The organism is Christiangramia pacifica, from assembly GCF_057221535.1.
In genome coordinates, this window is the sequence record NZ_CM170146.1 from 1,468,068 (window position 1) to 1,487,720 (window position 19,653).

General features: G+C 37.8%; 16 protein-coding genes and 1 tRNA gene. 12 read left to right on the forward strand and 5 right to left on the reverse strand.

Features of this window, described 5'->3' with window-relative positions; translation table 11 throughout:
• Window positions 1–3: 3 nt before the first annotated feature.
• Entirely contained in the window at window positions 4–1,443 is a 1,440-nt protein-coding gene (locus tag AC2S94_RS06735) for a TonB-dependent receptor (protein ID WP_484630705.1), read from the reverse strand.
• A 163-nt stretch (window positions 1,444–1,606) separates the two neighbouring features.
• Here AC2S94_RS06735 and AC2S94_RS06740 point away from each other — a divergent pair, with 163 nt between their 5' ends.
• Window positions 1,607–2,053 (forward strand): VOC family protein, encoded by a 447-nt coding sequence (locus AC2S94_RS06740; RefSeq protein WP_484630706.1) that lies wholly within the window; start codon window positions 1,607–1,609, stop codon window positions 2,051–2,053.
• On the opposite strand, the gene AC2S94_RS06745 is transcribed toward AC2S94_RS06740, so the two are convergent.
• A complete protein-coding gene (locus tag AC2S94_RS06745; protein WP_484630707.1) occupies window positions 2,050–3,588 on the reverse strand; it encodes a SulP family inorganic anion transporter in 1,539 nt (512 codons plus the stop codon). The genes AC2S94_RS06740 and AC2S94_RS06745 overlap by 4 nt on opposite strands.
• 248 nt (window positions 3,589–3,836) lie before the next feature.
• Between AC2S94_RS06745 and era the strand changes: the two genes are divergently transcribed.
• The 4 genes from era to AC2S94_RS06765 all read left to right on the forward strand — a co-directional run bounded on the left by era (window position 3,837) and on the right by AC2S94_RS06765 (window position 9,297).
• Complete coding sequence (era, locus tag AC2S94_RS06750; protein WP_484630708.1) at window positions 3,837–4,724, forward strand: GTPase Era; 888 nt, start codon at window positions 3,837–3,839, stop codon at window positions 4,722–4,724.
• A gap of 77 nt (window positions 4,725–4,801) precedes the next feature.
• A complete protein-coding gene (gene der / locus AC2S94_RS06755; RefSeq protein ID WP_484630709.1) occupies window positions 4,802–6,106 on the forward strand; it encodes a ribosome biogenesis GTPase Der in 1,305 nt (434 codons plus the stop codon).
• Window positions 6,107–6,212: 106 nt separating this feature from the next.
• Complete coding sequence (locus tag AC2S94_RS06760; RefSeq protein ID WP_484630710.1) at window positions 6,213–8,975, forward strand: outer membrane beta-barrel protein; 2,763 nt, start codon at window positions 6,213–6,215, stop codon at window positions 8,973–8,975.
• A gap of 172 nt (window positions 8,976–9,147) precedes the next feature.
• Window positions 9,148–9,297: a hypothetical protein gene (locus AC2S94_RS06765; RefSeq protein ID WP_484630711.1), complete on the forward strand. Its 150-nt coding sequence runs from the start codon at window positions 9,148–9,150 to the stop codon at window positions 9,295–9,297.
• A gap of 152 nt (window positions 9,298–9,449) precedes the next feature.
• Here the strand turns inward: AC2S94_RS06765 and AC2S94_RS06770 are convergent.
• Window positions 9,450–9,522 (reverse strand) — tRNA-Phe (locus AC2S94_RS06770).
• A gap of 104 nt (window positions 9,523–9,626) precedes the next feature.
• On the opposite strand from AC2S94_RS06770, the gene AC2S94_RS06775 reads away from it, so the two are divergent.
• From AC2S94_RS06775 to AC2S94_RS06805, 7 genes are all read left to right on the forward strand, one after another.
• Window positions 9,627–10,358 (forward strand): type III pantothenate kinase, encoded by a 732-nt coding sequence (locus AC2S94_RS06775; protein ID WP_484630712.1) that lies wholly within the window; start codon window positions 9,627–9,629, stop codon window positions 10,356–10,358.
• Entirely contained in the window at window positions 10,355–11,599 is a 1,245-nt protein-coding gene (gene bamG / locus AC2S94_RS06780) for a BamG family beta-barrel-assembly machinery protein (RefSeq protein ID WP_484630713.1), read from the forward strand. Before AC2S94_RS06775 ends, bamG begins: the two co-directional genes overlap by 4 nt.
• A gap of 18 nt (window positions 11,600–11,617) precedes the next feature.
• Window positions 11,618–12,985: a hypothetical protein gene (locus tag AC2S94_RS06785; protein WP_484630714.1), complete on the forward strand. Its 1,368-nt coding sequence runs from the start codon at window positions 11,618–11,620 to the stop codon at window positions 12,983–12,985.
• A gap of 1 nt (window position 12,986) precedes the next feature.
• Window positions 12,987–13,559, forward strand: a complete 573-nt coding sequence (lptC, locus tag AC2S94_RS06790; RefSeq protein WP_484630715.1) for an LPS export ABC transporter periplasmic protein LptC — start codon at window positions 12,987–12,989, stop codon at window positions 13,557–13,559.
• Window positions 13,552–13,743, forward strand: coding sequence for a hypothetical protein (locus tag AC2S94_RS06795; RefSeq protein ID WP_484630716.1), 192 nt, complete (start codon window positions 13,552–13,554; stop codon window positions 13,741–13,743). The genes lptC and AC2S94_RS06795 overlap by 8 nt, the downstream gene beginning before the upstream one ends.
• A 5-nt stretch (window positions 13,744–13,748) precedes the next feature.
• Window positions 13,749–15,035, forward strand: a complete 1,287-nt coding sequence (locus AC2S94_RS06800) for a hemolysin family protein (protein ID WP_484630717.1) — start codon at window positions 13,749–13,751, stop codon at window positions 15,033–15,035.
• Between the two features lie 94 nt (window positions 15,036–15,129).
• Window positions 15,130–17,250, forward strand: a complete 2,121-nt coding sequence (locus AC2S94_RS06805) for a peptidylprolyl isomerase (RefSeq protein WP_484630718.1) — start codon at window positions 15,130–15,132, stop codon at window positions 17,248–17,250.
• A gap of 51 nt (window positions 17,251–17,301) precedes the next feature.
• On the opposite strand, the gene AC2S94_RS06810 is transcribed toward AC2S94_RS06805, so the two are convergent.
• Together AC2S94_RS06810 and AC2S94_RS06815 are read right to left on the reverse strand one after the other, a co-directional pair.
• Window positions 17,302–18,228 (reverse strand): GYDIA family GHMP kinase, encoded by a 927-nt coding sequence (locus AC2S94_RS06810; RefSeq protein WP_484630719.1) that lies wholly within the window; start codon window positions 18,226–18,228, stop codon window positions 17,302–17,304.
• Window positions 18,228–19,568, reverse strand: a complete 1,341-nt coding sequence (locus AC2S94_RS06815; protein WP_484630720.1) for a hydroxymethylglutaryl-CoA reductase, degradative — start codon at window positions 19,566–19,568, stop codon at window positions 18,228–18,230. The genes AC2S94_RS06810 and AC2S94_RS06815 overlap by 1 nt, the downstream gene beginning before the upstream one ends.
• Window positions 19,569–19,653 lie beyond the last annotated feature (85 nt).

A 19,653-nucleotide genomic window follows, 5' to 3' on the forward strand; every position in this document is an offset into this window, starting at 1 on the left:
TTTTTAGCTCTGAGTTTCTTTTTCTTCCTGGAAAAGGTTTTTTTCTTTGATCATCTTAGCGGTGAGACCGGGAACCATATCTTCCCATTTAGGATCTCCTTCTCGAATCATTTCGTAGACTTTTCTCGGATGAATATCAAGTGATTCCTCATCGTAATCTTCAATATCAATCACCTTATCATTATCCATGAAAAATTTGTAAAGTTCTTTGACCCTTGGATGAACCTTTAAATTCTTGCTATTTATGATCTCGCCGGTTTCTTCATCTCTAATTGGGTACAGATAAACTTTCAGGCTTTTGAAAAATAATTTTCCAAATGCTTCCAAAATACCACCGCTTAGATGTCTGTAATATTTTTCACTGAATATGTCAATTAGATTATCCACACCCATGGCCAGACCAAGTTGCTTCTTAGTGTGTAGCGAGAAATATTCCACTACTTTATAATATTCCTGAAAACTGGATATCATTACTGTTTGTCCAGATGCACATAAAAGATCTGCCCTGTCCAGGAAGTCTTTTTCGTCAATTTCACCTTCCGCTTTCAAATTATTTAAGGTCATTTCAAAAATGATAACCGTCTTTTCGGGGTCCACATCTTCCTCTTCCAGAAATAATTTCCTGGCAGAAATGTACATGTTAAGGTTGAGGTTTGTAACGGGTCTGAAACTCCCTCTTAAGGTTAGAATATTCTTTTTATATAAGACGTTCGCTGGCAGAATATTGTTGCCGTCCTTTCCGAACATAACGGCCTCTGTAATTCCTTCTTTTACCAGTTCCAGGCTCATTAATCTATTATCAACATCCTTGAAAACCGGACCTTTAAAATTGATCGAATCGATTTCAATTTTATCTACCGAAAGATGGTCGTAAAGTTTTTTTATAAGCGTCTTAGGATCATCGCTTTGATAGAAAGCAGCGTAAATAAGGTTCACGCCCATAATTCCTAAACTAATTTGTTGCTGTGAAGCATTATTCTCATGAAACTGAACATGCAGAATGATCTCACTATATTCCTGTTCCGGTTCGCGCTGAAATTTGATCCCTAACCAGCCATGACCTTTATATTTTTTGGCCCAGTCTATAGTTGCTACCGTATTGGCATAACTAAAGAACAATTTATTAGGATATTTTTTCCTGGATAGCCTTTTTTCAATAAGGTCTGCCTCATAATCGATCATGCGTTTTAGGCGTGCTTCGGTCACATATCGGTTTTGGGGATCTAACCCATAAATAGCATCACTAAAATCTTTATCGTAAGCACTCAGGGTTTTAGCGATCGTTCCCTTAGGATTGCCTGCTCTAAAAAAATGACGAACTGTCTCCTGTCCGGCGCCAATTTCAGCGAAAGTTCCATAAATATTTTCGTTGAGGTTTAACCGGGTACATTTATTCTGAATAGATAGAATATTCTGAAATTCATCTTCACTTAGCTCAGCCATCTAGTAATATTTGATTTTAAAGGTTTCTGAAAGTTAGGAATATTATATTTTTTGTTGGGGCATTTTAAGTAATGTTTAAAAGAAAATTAGAAGATTTAAGGCTTTTGGAAAAGCTCTGAGATTTAAAGATTTTGTCTAACTTTAGAAACCAACAATTTACAGAATGCAAAAAATAATTCCTATACTGGTCCTCCTGCTATTTACAACTATGATGAACTCACAAAATAAATTTCAGCTTAAAAAAGATCACGACGCCATTCTGGTAAAAGATGTGGCCGCTTCTGCTAAATTCTATTCTGAAATTCTCGGATTAAAGGAAATTCCTAATGGTGGATTGCCAGATCATATTCGCTGGTTTGAACTTGGAGAAAAAGTTCAAATACATTTGATTGAAAGTGAAGATCTGCCAGAAAAGCACAAGGGTGTGCATATGGCTTTGAATACTTCAAGCTTGCCTGATTTGATGGATTTTTTAAGAAGCAAAAATGTTACTTTTGAAAACTGGCTGGGTGAAAAGGATACTACCAACACCCGTCCCGATGGCATCAAACAGATCTATCTTCAGGATCCTGACGGATACTGGATCGAGATCAATGATAATTCGCTTTAGTTTTTATCTGTAGCAACCTTATAAGTAGGATCTTCCATAATGTTTACTTCAATTAGTGCATCTGCATTTTGAAGTAATCTTCGGCAGTCATTGCTCAAATGTCTCAGGTGAACTTTTTTCCCGACCTTGCTATAGCGCTGGGTCACGTTATTTAAAGCTTCAATGGCCGACATATCTGCTACCCGGCTATCCTTAAAATCGATGATGATCTCTTCAGGATCATTAATTACATCAAATTTTTCAGCGAAATTGGTGGTAGAAGCAAAGAATAACGGACCATATATTTCATAATGTTTTACTCCATTTTCATCGATATGCTTTCGCGCTCTAATCCGTTTAGCGCTTTCCCAGGCAAAGAACAGGGCGGAAAGGATGACTCCAACCAGTACGGCCAAGGCAAGATTGTGCAATAACACTGTGATCAATGCTACGATGATCACCAGGAAAATATCCTTTTTAGGTACCTTATTGAAGATCTTTAAACTTGCCCATTCAAAAGTTCCAATTGCTACCATGATCATTACTCCTACAAGAGCCGCCATTGGTACCTGTTCTATTACCGGTGCACCGAATAAAACGATCACTAAAATTGTAAAAGCTGCGATGATTCCGGATAATCTTGCTCTGGAACCTGCAGAAAGGTTCACCAGGGTTTGAGCGATCATCGGGCAGCCACCCATTCCAAAAAAAAATCCATTCAGCACATTGGCGCTTCCCTGGGCAACACATTCGCGGTTTCCACTACCTTTAGTCTGAGTAATTTCATCTACAAGATTTAAGGTAAGTAAACCTTCAGTCAATCCAACCGCGGCCATGATCATAGAATATGGAGCTATGGTCTCAAAAGTTTCCCAACTCAATGCAATATCTGGAATATGAAATGGTGGGAATCCACCACTTACAGATGCGATATCCTCTACGGTTTTAGTGTCTATTCCCAGAAAGTAAACCAGGATAAACACCACAATTATGGCAACCAGAGATGAAGGAACTGCTTTGGTAAGTTTGGGTAATAATATAACGATGGCGATGGTAAGTGCTACCAGGCCAGCCATAATATAAAGTGAAGTTCCCGTAAGCCACACGATCTCACCGTTCACCACGGTTTTAAACTGATCCAGTTGTGACATGAAGATGATAATTGCCAGTCCATTTACAAAACCAAACATCACCGGGTGAGGTACAAGTCGGATAAATTTCCCGAGTTTGAAAACACCGATAACGATCTGAATTACCCCGGCTAAAGCCACGGCGGCGAGCACGTAGTCCAGTCCATGAGATTTCATTAAAGCGATAAGAACGATCACCGTTGCGCCGGCACCTCCAGAAATCATTCCGGGTCTACCTCCAAATATCGCGGTAACCAGTCCCATGATGAATGAAGCATACAATCCCATAAGTGGAGGGAATCCTGCCAGGATAGCAAAAGACAAAGATTCTGGGATCATAGTCATCGCTACGGTTAATCCGGCAAGCACTTCCGTTTTATAGTTAACTTGTTGCTTGAAGTCGAATAAGTTCAAAACTTTTTTCATATCTGGGCTTTTTCGGCTTGATTTTTTGAAGCGGCAAAAATAGGCATTAAAAACAGAAGGACAACCCTTATATGATCTGGATTATTATTTTTATTAAATTATGATTTTCAGTGCTTTATATTAAAAATTTCAGAACATCTATCATTAATATTCTGAATATTCAAAGTGCTTTTGCTCCTATTCGGTAGAAATTCAATAAAGATTAGGTAACAGATTACAAATGAAATACCTTTGCAAAAATTATCATTATGGCACATAAAGCCGGATTTGTAAATATTATTGGTAATCCCAATGTGGGAAAATCAACCCTGATGAATGCTTTCATTGGGGAGAGGCTTTCTATTATCACTTCGAAAGCTCAAACTACCCGTCATAGAATTCTTGGAATCGTTAATGGTGAAGATTTCCAGGTGATCCTGAGTGACACCCCTGGAATTATTAAGCCTGCTTACGAACTTCAGGCATCCATGATGGATTTTGTAAAATCTGCTTTTGAGGATGCCGATGTATTGATCTATATCGTGGAGATAGGAGAGAAGGCATTGAAAGATGAAGCTTTCTTTAATAAAATTGCAAATTCAGAAGTGCCGGTATTGTTGCTTTTGAACAAGATTGACAAATCTAATCAGGAACAGCTGGAAGAACAGGTAAGTTACTGGACTGAAAAAGTGCCTTCTGCTGAAATCCATCCAATTTCTGCATTGGAAGGATTCAATATCTCTGAAGTTTTTAATAGAATTATAGAATTGCTTCCGGAGTCTCCTGCTTTCTATCCTAAAGATACCCTTACCGATAAACCGGAGCGTTTCTTTGTAAATGAGATTATTCGTGAAAAGATCTTAATGCATTATAAAAAGGAAATTCCTTATAGCGTTGAGATCGAAACAAACGAGTTTTTTGAAGAAGATGAAATCATAAGAATGCGAAGCATCATTATGGTTGAAAGAGAAACTCAGAAAGGGATCATTATCGGGCATAAAGGTTCAGCTTTAAAAAGAGTTGGAGTAGAGGCCAGAAAAGACCTTGAAAAATTCTTCGGAAAGCAAGTGCACCTTGAATTATACGTGAAGGTGAACAAAAACTGGCGTAGCGATTCCCAGCAATTGCGAAGATTCGGGTACACAGATAAGAAATAAACTTTTCAGCTAAATACAGGAAAAAGATTAATTGGTTTAAAACCATTAATTTTGCTCCCTGAAATCAATTTATAGTTATGGGCAATATTGTCGCCATTGTGGGTAGACCTAATGTAGGTAAATCAACTTTTTTTAACCGTCTCATTCAACGTCGTGAAGCGATCATTGATTCTGTGAGCGGAGTTACCCGAGACAGGCATTATGGAAAATCTGACTGGAACGGTCGTAAATTTTCTTTGATAGATACTGGAGGTTATGTAAAAGGGAGTGATGATATTTTTGAAGAGGAAATAGATAAGCAGGTTGAACTGGCTATAGACGAGGCAGATGCGATCATTTTTATGGTTGATGTGGAATCTGGCGTGACTCCAATGGACGAAGAAGTTGCCGTTCTATTAAGAAAGGTGAACAAGCCTGTTTTGCTGGCAGTGAATAAGGTTGATAATAATAAAAGACTTGCCAACGCAGTTGAATTCTATTCTTTAGGTCTTGGCGAGTATTTCCCAATTGCCAGTACAAATGGAAGTGGAACAGGTGATCTTCTGGATGCTTTGATCGAGGCTCTGCCTGAAATTGAAGAAGAAGATGAATCTGAACTTCCAAGATTTGCTGTAGTGGGAAGGCCAAACGCTGGTAAATCTTCTTTTATCAACGCCTTGATAGGTGAAGACCGATATATAGTAACTGATATTGCGGGAACTACAAGAGATTCAATTGACACCAAGTATAATCGATACGGATTTGAATTCAACCTGGTAGACACTGCCGGGATTAGAAGAAAAAGCAAGGTTAAAGAAAATCTTGAATTCTATTCGGTAATGCGATCTGTGAGAGCGATTGAAAATTGTGATGTTTGTCTATTGGTCCTGGATGCTACCAGGGGATTTGATGGACAGGTTCAGAATATTTTCTGGCTGGCGCAACGAAACCATAAAGGAATCGTGATCCTGGTGAACAAATGGGATCTAGTAGACAAGGAAACCAATACCATGAAAGAATACGAGGCGATGATTCGCCGCGAGATTGAGCCATTCACAGATGTACCAATCATATTTATTTCTGTATTGACCAAACAAAGAGTTTTTAAAGCTATAGAGACAGCAGTAAAGGTTTTTGAAAGCAGAAGCAATAAGATAAAAACACGTCAGTTGAACGATGTGATGCTTCCAATCATTGAGAAATATCCACCACCGGCATATAAAGGTAAGTTTGTAAAAATTAAATTTTGCATGCAATTACCAACTCCTCATCCTCAATTTGCGTTTTTCTGTAACCTTCCGCAGTATATTAGAGATCCTTATAAAAGGTTCATTGAGAACAAATTACGTCAGGAGTTTGATTTTCAAGGCGTTCCAATTACCATCTTCTTCAGAAAAAAATAACGGTCTGGGTTAAACCTTCGGAAATATAAATAGTCTTACGAAAGGCCAATAATTCTTCTATAATTGAGTTATTGGTCTTTGTATTTTAATCTAACCTATTTATTGAATGCGTTTTTACATCAGTCTCCTCGGAATTCTAATTACCACAGTAAGTTTTGCACAAGAATTTCAAATTTCCGGAAGAATTATAGATCAATCTTCCATCCCGCTCGAATCTGCAACTATTTATACCGAAACACCTGCAGATAGTAGCCTGGTAACTTATACTATTTCCGAAAAAAATGGTTCTTTTTTACTCAAAGGAACTACCGAAGCAAAAAAATTAAATCTTTTAGTGAGCTATAATGGATTTGCGCCCTATGCTCAGCAAGTCACCGTAGAGGAAAAACTTGAACTAGGTGATATTCAGCTTAAACCTATGGATAATGCGCTTGATGAAATCAGTATCACAGCTAGCAGGGCTCCTATCACTATCAAAAAGGATACGCTTGAATTCAATGCAGGATCGTTTAATACCAGACAGGATGCTAATCTGGAAGAATTGATGAAAAAACTTCCGGGAGTTGAAGTAGATTCAGATGGAAATATCACCGTGAATGGAAAACCTGTATCCAGGATTCTGGTAAACGGTAAGGAGTTTTTCGGTAATGATCCAAAGATTGCCACCAAGAACCTTCCGAAAGAAATTATTGACAAGATCCAGGTAACAGATACCAAAACGAAAAGTGAGGAATTCACCGGTAAGGCTGGAAACCCCGATGATAAAACCATTAATATCGAATTAAAGGAAGATAAGAATAAAGGCTATTTCGCCAGATTAACTGCGGGTGGAGGAACCGATGAACGTTATGAGCTTAGCGGAATTGCGAATTACTTCAAAGATGATCTCAGGTTGAGTGTGCTTGCGAGTTCTAATAATATTAATAGTTCAGGTTTCAGCTTTGATGAGGTATTTGATATGATGGGTGGAAATGCCCGCTCCATCAGATTCAACAGTAATGGTAGTTTCAGTATCAACGGAAATGGTTTTGGAAGTAATAACGGGATCACCAAGTCTGAAACGGCAGGTTTTAATTTTGTGAACGAGTGGGATAATGACATGGAATTAAGTACCGACTATTTCTACGGCCGGAACGATACCGAAACCAGGACGAGAGTAGAAAGAGAGAACATTCTTCCAGATTCACGGTATTTTACAAATTCCCTGAGCAGCAGCAATCTTATTAACGATAGTCACCGGGCTAATTTGAGATATGAAGTTGAGTTTGACACGCTTACCAAGTTATCTATTGCGCCAAGATTTAACGCCAATACTGGTACTTCTTTCAGAGACCGTTTTGAAGAAAACCTGGATGAGAATATGATTTTGCAGAATTCTACCACGGTAGATGAGATGGAAGATCTCAACAGTGCTGATTTCACAAATAACATAGATTTCATCAAGCGTTTTGGTAGCCGGGGTTCTTACCTGCAGTTAGACCTTAGTCATTCACACAGTAAACAGGAAAATGAAAACTTTTATTTTTCAGAAAGTATCTATGAAAATTCACCAGAAAGAAACGAGGTGCAGGATCAGTTGATAGATCAGGATGAAAACACTAATTCCTTCAGTATAGGAGCGTCTAAAAGAAGTGTTCTTGCTGAAAAGCTGTTCCTGGATGTGAATTATGACTTCTCCACATCAAAAAATCAAAATACCAGAAATGTGTTTGATGCTGTAAACGGCGAGTACTCTAGTTTCAATGAAGCATTGAGTAATGATTTTGAGGTAAGAAGTTTCAAACATACCCCGAATGCCGGGATCAACTATGAAGGTGAGACCTGGCGGGTAAGTACAGAAGTTGGTCTGCTTAGTACCAGCTTAAAAACCGAAAATTTCATCAATGATGTAAGCTTTGATAATACTTACAATAATATTTTTGTAGATGCTGATGTTCGCTATTCTTTAGACCGTTCAAAAAGCCTAAGTGTTGGGTATAGCACTAATGCTGATGTTCCTTCAATTAGACAATTGCAGCCGGTGGAGGATAGAACGAATCCTTTCAATATAATTGTTGGAAATCCCGAACTGGAACCAACTTTCAACCAAAGAGTGAATTTTAATTTCAGGAATTTCGACTTTGCCTCCAGAAGCGGATTTTTTGGTTACATGTATTTAAACTTTACTAATAACCAGGTGGTAGCGACCAGCAGTGTAGATAATTTCGTAAGAACTACTACTTATACGAATGTTGACGGGGTGGTTAATGGAAATCTTGGAGGTTCTTATAGTAAAACTTTTAAAAAGGATGCGAGAGAGCTTCGTTTAAGATTGAGAATGAATACCGGTTATAACCGAAATGTTGGATTTATCAACGCGGTAAAATATAGATCAGATCAATATAATATAAGTCCGGGATTAGAACTAACCTACGCGATCGATGAAATTTTGGAGATCAATCCTTCTTATAATCTTAATTACAATGATATTTCTTACGATATCAACAGCGGTAGGGATCAAAGTTATACCAATCATACGCTTTCTCTTGAAACGACCACTTACTGGCCAAAAAATGTAGTTTTTGGAAACGATATTTCTTATAACCAGTTTGGAAACGTATCTCCAGGATTTGATAATACTTCCCTTTTGTGGAACATGAGTCTCGGATATCAATTCCTCAAAGATAATGCAACCTTAAAGGTGAAAGTTTACGATCTTCTCGATCAGAATGTTGATACCAGAAGATTGGTGGGAGATGATTATATACAGGATGTGAATAATCTTGTATTGCAGAGATACGCAATGCTGAGCTTTACATATAAGCTGAGTAGTTTTGGTGGAGGTAAAGGACCTCAAAATGGAGGCAGAACCAGGTTCATTAGAATGTAGAACGAGCTAAATTTGATAATTTAAGGATGTAAAAGTCCGATTTTTCCATAGTACATTTTGTAATAATGTTGTACGCCTAAAATATCGTAGGTTCACCGATTATTTTTTGAATACGCCTGCTAACTCCTTATATTTAAGAGAGTTGAATATTAATTCAAAACAAGCAAGGCTTATGGAAATTTTTACTGATTTTGTTCAAAATTATAACAGATCGCTGCAGGGCTTGAATGTATTCGCTAAAATTGGAGTAACTCTTGCTTTAGCATTGATTCTTGTAGCCGTTGCAAGTGCAATCGTAAACGTGATTGTGCTGAACTTATAATTTCTGAATTGCAGATTTTACATCTTAACTAAAAGACCGTCGATTGATTTTTATTAATCAGTAGACGGTCTTTGTGTTTTGTAGAAATATAGTAGAAATATAAAAGTATATAAATAAAAAAACCCGATTCAACTGAATCGGGTTTTTAAAGGTGGTGCCTCCAGGAATCGAACCAGGGACACAAGGATTTTCAGTCCTTTGCTCTACCAACTGAGCTAAGGCACCAGTTGCTTGTTTAAGCGGTGGCAAATATAATTTCATTTTTAGGAACTCACAAAGGAAATTTTAAAAAAATGCTTTTGTATTTTTGTCAATCAAAGAAAAACTGAATGAATTTAGTGATTGATGGCGGCAATACCTTTATAAAGACTGCTGTTTTTCAAAACAATAGACTTTTGGAAAAGCAGGTTTTTAAAAAGGAAGAATTTTTGAAAAATTTTCATCAGCTGCAAAAAAAGTTTCCAGAAATAGAAGATTCTATACTTTCCAGTGTCACTTCTCTCGATCCGGAAGTAGAAAAAAAGGTCAGAAATTCCTATTCCCTAATCAATTTGAGCGCAGAAACTAAAATTCCGTTCAAAAATCAATATGCTACTCCAGATACCCTTGGGAAAGATAGAATTGCGTTAATTGCTGCTGCGGTCAATTCTTATAGAGGAAAAAATGTTTTGGTGATAGATGCCGGTACCTGTATCACCTATGACATTAAAACTTCGGATGAGGTTTACCTCGGGGGAGCAATTTCCCCGGGTTTGGAAATGAGATTTAAAAGTTTACACAAGTTTACCTCAAATTTACCGTTAGTAACAGCGAAGCCGGAAGCTCATTTGATAGGTGATACTACAGAAAAGAGCATCTTATCCGGAATTATTAACGGGATTGAAATGGAATTAAAAGGAACAGTAGAAACCTATAGCGCTAAATTTGAAGATTTAACAGTTATTTTCACGGGTGGAGATAGTCAAATTTTGTCTATACCATTAAAAAATAGCATATTTGCCAACTCAAATTTTTTGTTAGAAGGACTTAATTTCATTCTAGAATTTAACAAGACTCAATGATAAAACGATTTATAGTAATCGTAGCTTTATTTTTAGCTTTTACTGCAGAAGCACAGGAAAACGTATCCTCACCTTATTCATATTACGGTATCGGTTTGACGAACTTCAAGGGAACTGTTGAAAACAGGTCTATGGGAGGTTTGAGTATTTTCAATGATAGCATCCATATGAATATTCAGAATCCGGCCAGTTACGGAACGCTGAAAATCACAAATTTTACAGTAGGAGCCAGTCACGACAGAATTAGTGTTGAAACAGATCAAAATAGCGATAATGCCAAGATAAGTTCACTGGATTATTTAGCCCTTGGTTTTCCAATTAGCGATCGCGTTGGAATAGGTTTTGGGGTGTTGCCTTATACTTCTGTTGGTTATAGAATTCTGGATGTGGAGGAAGGCTCCGCTAGTTTCTTAAATGGTCGAGGAGGTATGAACAAGGTTTTTCTATCTGCCGGTGTTGCGGTAACTGATGAATTGAGCCTTGGTGTAGATGCGAACTATAATTTTGGGAATTTTCAGAATACTCAAAGTATAAATCGTGAAGAGCTTCAATATGGAACAACAGACATAAACAGATCTGATATCAAAGGTTTCAATTTTAATTTCGGAGCTAATTACCAAACTGATATTACTGAGGATTTAGAACTTCATGTTTCCAGTACATACAGACCGGCCATGGATCTGGATTCAGAAAATTCGAGGGCGATCTCTACGATCGATTTTACTGCTGGTGCTTCCAGGGTGATAGACGTGAGAGAGCTTGATCTTACCAACACACAATTTGAATTTCCCTCGAAATTTGTATTTGGTGCAGGTATAGGACAGGAAAACAAATGGTTTGCCGGAGCCGAATATTCTACCATCGGATCTTCCTCATATGAGGACAGTTTCAGGTTTAGAGGAGATGGTGGTACTTATGAAGATGCTTCTCAATTCTCTTTAGGAGGATTTTATATTCCTAACTACAATTCTTTTACAAGTTATTTTGAAAGAGTGGTTTACAGAGCTGGATTTCGTTATGATGAGACTGGATTAGTGGTCAATGACGAGTCTATTAATGAGTTTGGCATATCTTTTGGATTAGGATTACCAGTCGGAAACTTTTTCTCTAACGCAAACCTCGGAATCGAGCTAGGACAAAGAGGTACCAAGAATTCAGGTTTAGTTCAGGAGAACTTTTTAAGACTTTCTATAGGACTGTCTTTAAATGACAAATGGTTCACGAAAAGAAAATTTGATTAACCACACAATAAAAAAAAGATGAAAAACAAATTTCTAGCACTAGTAACGGTTGCCATTTTAGGTTCGGGAGCTGCAAGTGCACAAGATTGTGCTACTATGGCCGCTCTGGCATATGATGATGCAAAAGCAAAAAACTACGACGCTGCTTATCCAGCTTTAATGAAAGTTAAGGAAGAGTGTCCTAAATATAGTCTCGCTACTTATCAATATCTTGAAAGAGCGATCGAAGCTAAAATTGACAAAGCAGAAGAAGGAGATAAAGAAGAATTGATCGAAGAATTGATCGATGTTTGGGAAACCAGATTAGAACTTTATCCTGGAAAAACTGAAAAAGGTAAAGTATATACAGATATCGCTCAGTTGATGTATGATAATAAAATGGGATCTAAAGACGAACTTTTCAAAGCTTTTGATAAAGTTTGGGTAGAGGATAAAGAAAACTTTACCAGTCCTAAAGGTCTTTATGCATATTTTGACCTTGTAGTTGAAATGCAGGATGAAGGAAATAGAACTCTTCAGGATGTATTTGATATGTACGATAGAGTATTTGCTAAGATCGAAACGGAAGAGAACGCTGCTGCTGAAAACCTTGCTCCTTTATTAAAGAAGCAGGAAGAAGGTGGAGAGCTAACTTCTAAAGAAGAAAAGCAAATTAAATATGCTGAGATCAACCTTAAGAACTACAGTAATGTAAAGGCTGCTCTAAATGCAAAATTAGGTGCTCGTGCAGATTGTGATAACCTTGTGCCACTTTACAAGAAAGACTTCGAAGCTAAGAAAACCGATGTTAGCTGGTTGAAAAATGCCAATGCAAGACTTTCTGCAAAAGATTGTACTGAAGATCCACTATTTGTTCAGGTTTCTGAAGCACTTCATAAGTTAGAGCCTTCGGCGAAATCTGCATATTCTTTAGGACAGTTAGCTGAAGCTGATGGTAATGGATCTAAAGCTCTTCAATATTATAACGAAGCTGCTGAATTAGAGACTAACAAGTCAGATAAAGCGAAGATCTACTATAGAATTGCTAATAACTACAAGGATAAAGGTAGCTATGGTCAGGCAAGAAGTTTCTATAGAAAAGCATTAGAAGCTAGGCCTTCAATGGGTAGTGCATACCTACAGATCGCTAATATGTATGCGAAAAGTGCTAACAATTGTGGAGAAGATGCATTTACTAAAAGAGCTGTATACTGGTTAGCTGCAGACTATGCGTCAAGAGCTGCGAGAGTAGATCCTTCTATCGCTAGTAATGCAAACCAGGCTGCTGCTGCCTATAGAGGTAGAGCGCCACAGAAATCAGATGTATTCCAGTCAAGTAAAAATGCTGGTGATGCGATTTCAATAGGATGCTGGATCGGTGAGACCGTTCGTATCCCGAACCTATAAGATGAAACTCACATATAGTAATATAATTTCAGGCATTGTCACGCTAATAGGCGTGACAATGCTTTTTTCATGCGAAGGTAATTTACAACAGGTAAGGGCCTTTAGTTTAGAGGAAGATGCTCCTCAGGCAATTGCCGAAGGCATCAATTTAAAATTTACAGATTCAGGAAGATTGGTTGCTACACTTAAAAGCCCCAAGATGCTGGATTATACCAATAAATCATTTCCTTATCGTGAATTTCCGGATGGTGTGGAGGTAGAGTTCTTTGATGAAAAGAACAGAAAGAATACGGTAAATGCAGATTACGGGATCGTTTATGAAGCGACGAAATTAATAGATTTGCAGGGAAATGTGGTTATCATTACTGCCGATAGTACAAAACTGGAAGCAAGCCAGCTTTTCTGGGATCAGGATAGAAGCTGGATTTTTACAGATAAACCAAATACCATCAGATTTCCTGACGGTTCTTACACAGAAGATCTTGGTTTTGATTCTAATCAGGATTTCACTAATTTTCGTTCAAGAACCAATACGGGTATACAAATCATAGAAGAAGAAAAAGAAGATGAGTAAATTTTTCAGATATTTTGAGTACGCATATTTATTATTTGCGGCTTTCTTTCTTTTTGAAGCCTTTAGAATATGGGGTGACCAAAGAAACCGAGCTTATCTTTTCATATTTTTTGTTTGTGTGGCCATTTTTATGTTCTTCTTTAAAAGGCGCTTTAGGCGTAAATACGAAGATCGTAACAAATAACCTGAATGGAGGTTGATATACTTATTATAGTTTGTTCTCTACTGCTTTCCGCTTTTTTCTCAGGAATGGAGATCGCTTACGTTTCTTCCAATAAGATCTTTATAGAAATTGAAAAGCGTCAGAATGATTTTCTGGCGACGGTTCTCAAGCGGCTTACCAAGAAACCTTCAAAATTTATTGCGACCATGCTCGTGGGTAACAACATCGCCCTGGTAGTTTATGGATTTTTTATGGGAGACCTGTTAATGGCCTGGTTAAACGGTATCCAGACAGATAGCGGTGTGCTTACCTATATCATTGATGATCTAAGCCTGGTGACCCAAACCATTATTTCCACGCTCATCATTCTTTTAACTGCAGAATTTCTTCCGAAGGTGTTCTTTCAGATCTACGCCAATACCATGCTGAAATTTTTCGCAGTACCGGCTTATATTTTTTACCTACTATTCAGCTTTGTTTCGTCATTTGTTATCTGGATATCAGATATTATTCTGAAAAGATTCTTTAAAACCGATGGAGATGAAGTTCAACTGGCTTTTAGTAAAGTAGAATTGGGGAATTTTATCAGTGAACAGATGGAAACTGTAGAAGAACAAGATGATGTGGATACCGAAATACAGATATTCCAGAATGCACTTCAGTTTTCAGATATAAAGGCCCGGGAAGTAATGATCCCAAGAACCGAAATTATTGCCGTAGATCAGAATCAGGCACCAAATGATCTTGTGGAAACTTTTACTGAAACCGGACTTTCTAAAATTCTGGTTTATAATGAAACTATCGATGATATTATAGGCTATGTTCATTCCTTTGAGCTTTTTAAAAGGCCTAAATCTATAAAGTCAATTTTGTTGCCAGTGGTTTTTGTTCCGGAAACCATGTGGGTAAAAGATGTACTCAATATTCTTATCAAAAAGCGTAAAAGTATCGCTGTGGTGATAGATGAATATGGTGGTACAAGCGGAATGATGACGGTAGAAGATATCGTGGAAGAGCTTTTTGGTGAGATTGAAGATGAACACGATTCCGCGGTTCTTATTGAAGAGAAGATTGATGAAGATCACTATAAATTTTCAGCCAGACTTGAGGTAGATTATCTTAATGAAACCTATAAAACTGAAATTCCTGTCGGAGAAAACTATGAAACACTTAGTGGTTTTATCGTGAATCACACTGAAGAAATTCCGCAGCAGGGAGAGGTTATAAATATTGAGGATTTCGAAATAAAAATCCTTGAAACTTCCAATACTAAAATCGAATTAGTAGAGCTGAAAATCAATCCTGAAGATTAAAGTTGGAAAGTTAAGAATTTGCTAATTTTAAATTTTATTATTAGCCTAAAAACCTTATTTTCGCCCCCTATATTTCGATAAATTTTAAATTCAAATGGCAGTATTAAATAAAATCAGACAAAGGTCTGTTTTCTTGATTATCATCATTGCATTGGCTTTATTTTCTTTTGTATTGGCTGATGTGATACGTAATGGAGGACTTAGCTCTCAGAATTCTCAGAATGTGATCGCCACAGTAAATGGTGAAGAAATCAGTAGAGAAGAGTTTGCACGTGAAGTGGAGAACTTTGAAAGAAACATGGGTAACAATATGAGTACCACTCAGGCTGTTAACCGTATCTGGGATCAGAAATTAAGACAGGTGATTCTTGAGGAGGAAGTTGAAAAACTTGGAATTAGAGCTGGTGAAGCGCAAGTGACTCAACTGGTACGTGCTCAAATGGCGAACAATCCAAACTTTATGAATGAAGCTGGAATGTTTGATGAGAATAGATTAAGAGAATATGTTGCAAACCTTAAAGAGACTTCTCCTCAGGCTTATGAGCAATGGCAGCAATTCACTTCTAATCTTGCTCAAACTGCCAAAATGAATACTTACTACAATATGGTTGGTGCCGGAGTTGGTGCAACTTTATTAGAAGGTGAGCAGGCTTACAGACTTCAGAATGATAACATCAATATGAAGTTTGTACAAATTCCTTATTCTTCTATTCCAGACAGTGAGGTTGAAGTAACTAAATCTGATATCAAATCTTACCTTGAAGATCATTCTTCTCGTTACGAGACTGAAGCTTCTCGAAGCATGCAGTATGTAATTTTTCAGGAAAGTGCTTCTGGAGACGATAAAAGTGAAGCGAAAGAATCTCTTTCTTCTTTAAGAGGACAGAGAGTTGAATATAATGCTGCTGTTGGAGCAAATGATACGCTTTCCGGATTTGACAATGCAGACGATTATGCTGAATTTGTAAGTAATAACTCAGATCTGCCATATGATAACAGGTTCAGATTCAGAAATGATTTTTCAGGAGAAAATGCTGAAGCTTTATTTAATTTAAATGAAGGTGAAACTTTTGGTCCTTATGAAGAAAATGGATACTGGAAGCTTAGTAAAGTAATTGAAACAAAAAATATTCCTGATTCTGTAAAAGCAAGTCATATTCTTGTGACTTACCAGGGTTCTCAACTAGGAGCTAACGTGAGTCGTTCTAAAGAAGAGGCTCAGGCGCTTGCAGATAGTATTGCAGGAGTTGTTAGAGGTGATAGTGCTAAATTCGCAGAATTAGCTTCTGAATTTTCTGCAGATACTTCTAATAAAGAACAGGCTGGAAATCTTGGATATTTTACTCCGGGAACTATGATCCCAGCTTTTGATAACTATGTTTTTGATAATAAAACAGGAGATGTTGGAGTTGTGGAAACGCCACTTGGTTACCACGTGATTTCTATTGAAGATCAAACTGAAGCTGCCAGAGCAGTAAGAGTTGCAACGATCGCCAGAGAGATTCAGGCTTCAGAAAAAACGATGAATAACCTTTTCAATGAAGTGACGAAATTTGAAATTTCTGCTTCAGATGGTGACTTTGCCGAAGTTGCAAAAGAAGGAAATTATGAGGTGCGTACGGTGAAGGATGTAAAAGCACTTGATGAAAATATTCCTGGAGCGGGACCACAACGTAGAGTGATCCAATGGGCTTTTGGAGATGAAGCAAAAGTTGGAGATGTTAGAAGATTTGAAACCAATAATGGTTATATCGTTGCACAACTTACATCCAGCAGAGATAAAGGTCTTATGAGCGTTGAGGAAGCGTCTGGAGAAGTAACTCCAATCTTGAGAAAAGAGAAGAAGGCTGAATTGATCAAGGAAAGATTAAAAGGAAGCTCATTACAGGAAATTGCCAACAGTCAGGGTGTAAGTGTTCAGACTGCAGATGCTGTAAACTTGAACAATCCAACGCTAGCTGGAGCAGGTGAGGAGCCGGAAGTTGTAGGAGCTGTATTCTCTATGGAGCCAGGGAAAGTTAGCGCTCCAATCGCAGGAGAAAAAGGAGTGTATGTAGCAGAACTTGTAAGTAAGTTCGAAGCACCTGCAATGGATTCTTATAAAGGATTTGCTCAGCAAGAAAGTGCATCTCGTAGAGCACAGGCTACGATGAGAGTATTTGACGCTCTTAAAAACAAAGCTGAAATTGAAGATAACAGAGCTAGATTTTACTAGTATTCTGAATCGATATAATAAAAAAAGCCTCAGCATTTGCTGAGGCTTTTTTTATCTGATAAGTTCCTGATAATCGAATATGGTATGATAACCTTTATTCTTGAAATATCCTTTTTCAGTTTCGGTTCCTGTAGCGAGGATGAAATCTCCGCCCCAACCTCCGAGGCTTTTAATCAATTCAGGATAATCCGGAAATAAGTCATGCTGAATTCTAGGTAGGTTGATCGCTTTTGAAATCAGAGTTTCGTGGATTTTTAGAAGCATCTTAAACTCTTCCAGGCTTTCGCACTGAATGACTTGTTCAGTGATGCCAGAGATCTTCTCAATAAGACTCTCGATGTCCTTCTTCGGCTGATTTCTATAGTGTGCGATCGCTTCCCGGCTATTTTGCTTTCTATTCAAGTAAACAAAGAAAAGCTGGTCTTTGAATGTAGGGTTGAAATCTGCAGTAAAGCTTACCGGACCATTAGAAGTTTTCTGATAGGTAATTGGAAATTCACTTTTTGCTGCAGAAATATCATAGCCGCTGCCTCCAAAGCTGTTCTTTAGTAGTTCGTAAGGATCTATTTCCAGCCATTGAGCTATGTTATTAATCAGCGTTGAGGATGTTCCAAGACCCCATTTTCGGTTGAAATTCATATTCGTTGCAACATAATATCCTTTATCTTGAAAAGCTTTAGGAGCTTTTTGGTATGCTGCCTGGAGAATCTGTTGTAAGCGTTTTTCAGTTTCGTCGTGTTCAGGAGTATTATTTTCTGAAAATGAAATTTGAAATTCGCCATCTTCGATCTTAAAATTTGATTGAAACCAGATCTCTTGATTTTCATCATAGCTTTTCCATGAAATGATATTTTTATCAGCTTCTGAAATTTTCAAATCCTGATACTTCTTGGTAGGTAATGCAAGCGCTTTTGCTCCGTTAAGTACAGCATACTCGCCGGTTAATAAAATCTTTCCGTTGCTTTTAAATTCTTGCATTAAGACCTCATTTTTTCCAGTTGCTCAATTACACTGCTATGGGTTATAGTGTGATGAGTAAAATATTCTACCATTTCCGCCTTTTCTTTATCGGTCGCCTGGTTCTGATTTAAAATATTCATCAGGTGCATTTTCATGTGTCCCTGCTGAATTCCTGTGGTTGTTAAGGATCTTAGCGCAGCGAAATTCTGTGCTAGGCCTGCGACTGCCACTATTTCCATCAATTCGCTTGCAGATGGATTCTGTAATATTTCCAGAGCAAGTTTCACCAATGGATGCAGGCTGGTAAGTCCGCCAACCGTTCCAAGCGCCAAAGGAATTTCCATCCAGAACTTAAAGATTCCGTTTTCAACGCTAGCGTGGGTAAGACTGCTATATTTTCCATCCTTAGAAGCATAAGCGTGTACACCTGCTTCAACGGCACGGAAATCGTTACCCGTTGCCAAAACCACAGCGTCTATACCATTCATGACTCCTTTATTGTGAGTGACTGCCCTGTAAGGCTCAATTTCAGCAATTCTAACAGCCTGAATGAATTTGTCTGCAAACTGCTCCCCGGTCATATTTTCGCCTTCGGAAAGTTGTTCTACAGGGCAGGAAACTTCGGCTCTTACGATACATTCCGGAACATAATTGGAAAGAATGCTCATGATCACCTGAAGATCTTTTTCTTCCTCAGTGAAATATTCCGATTCTGATGCTTCTGTCTGTAAAACTTCAGCAAATTTTTCCAGGCAGGAATTGATAAAATTCGCACCCATGGAATCTCTCGTATCGAAGTTTACAAAGATCTGATAATAGTTTTCAAGTTCTTCGGTCTTATCGACCAGGTTAATATCCAGAATTCCACCGCCTCTTTTTTCCATGTTCCTGGTGATAGGCTTTACGGATTCCCGAAATTTTGGTTCCAGATCTTCAAACAGCTTTTCCAGCTTTGAAAACTCTCCTTTAAAAATAAAGTGAACCTGTCCAATTTTTTTCTGGTTGATAACGGTCGCTTTAAATCCGCCACGCTCGCTCCAGAATTTACCCGCTTTGCTTGCTGCAGCAACTACAGAACTTTCTTCTATAGCCATAGGCAACACGTGATATTTTCCGTTGATCAGAAAATTAGGTGCCAGGCCTAGTGGCAGGTAGAAATTAGAAACTGTGTTTTCAATGAATTCGTCATGAAGCTTTTGCAACTTTTCGTCTTCATTCCAGTATTGTTGAAGCACAGAGACCGCTTTATCATTATCAGATAAATAATTTTCTGCCAGCCATGCTATTTTCTCGTTTTTATTAAGTTTTGAAAATCCGTTTACGGGCTTTGTCATTTTAATTTTATTTCGGGAGCTCAAAGATACAAAGCATATTTTTAGAGACCTATAAATTCGTCTGGATGAAGTGACTAATGCTCATTTTTTCTTAACAGATTGTTAGTAT